The sequence below is a fragment of the Polynucleobacter nymphae genome (assembly GCF_018882155.1).
Lineage (GTDB): Bacteria > Pseudomonadota > Gammaproteobacteria > Burkholderiales > Burkholderiaceae > Polynucleobacter > Polynucleobacter nymphae.
This window is the reverse complement of record NZ_JACVPA010000014.1, coordinates 1-896: the sequence shown is the minus strand read 5'-3', so window position 1 is coordinate 896 and position 896 is coordinate 1. Positions and strand designations below refer to the sequence as shown.

Below are 896 nucleotides of genomic sequence, written 5' to 3'. Positions count from 1 at the left end.
TACGAGTGCACCTGTACCAGTGAGATTGCCACCGATACTAATCGCATCCGTAGTCAAGGTCAGGTTATTAGCGCTTGCTGTGATGGTTGAGCCAGTAGTAATGGCAGAAGCCGATAAGGTGGTGGCATTTGCTACGGTTACTGCCCCAGTGAAAGTTTGGCTACCCGAGGTAGTAATACTATTGGTATAGATGCCGGTTGTTCCTGTTACCGATAGATTCTTTGAGGATCCAGTAATGGTGACAGTATCGGCAGTCTCGTTACCAAATACAGCATTGCCAGTGATGGCTAGTCCATAAGCGCCAGATACCGTGCTATTAAAGGTGACCGTAGTAGCAGTTAAGGTCTTATCAGCAGAGCCGCCTAGAGTTACTGCATTGTTATAGGTTTGAGTACCGCCAGTAGTATTAATGGAGGCGCCATTAATCGCAGTGGTACCCGAAGTAGAGTTTTGTAAGATTGCGCTAGCGTTCACAGTAGAGGTAAAGGTGGTGGTGCCCGTGCTAGTTAAAGAGATGTTCCCTAGCCCTTGTGAGCCCCCTACCGCTCCGGTGAAAGTGATGTTACTAGCACCAACAGAAACGGTGAGGTTACGCGAACTCACCCCATCGCCGTTCAAAATATCACTAAATATAACTGTGTTAGCAGATGTAGTTAGGATGACAGAAGAGGTTAACGTGACGGCCCCTGAATAGCCTTGCGTTCCGCTAGTAGTGATATCACCACCAAGGGACGATGATCCCGAAACTGATAGGTTAGTGACATCAGTTATCGCTCCACCAGTAACTAGATTTCCAGTGATGGTTAATGAATTTGCGCCACCAGCCAAAGTCGAACCAATGGTGATAGCACTACCCTGCAAGGTTCGAGTTGCGCCAGTACCGGTTAAGGTGACAG

General features: G+C 48.0%; 1 pseudogene. It reads right to left on the bottom strand.

Annotated elements, in window-relative coordinates:
* Positions 1 to 896: pseudogene (locus ICN29_RS10620) on the bottom strand (hypothetical protein); the annotation flags it as partial.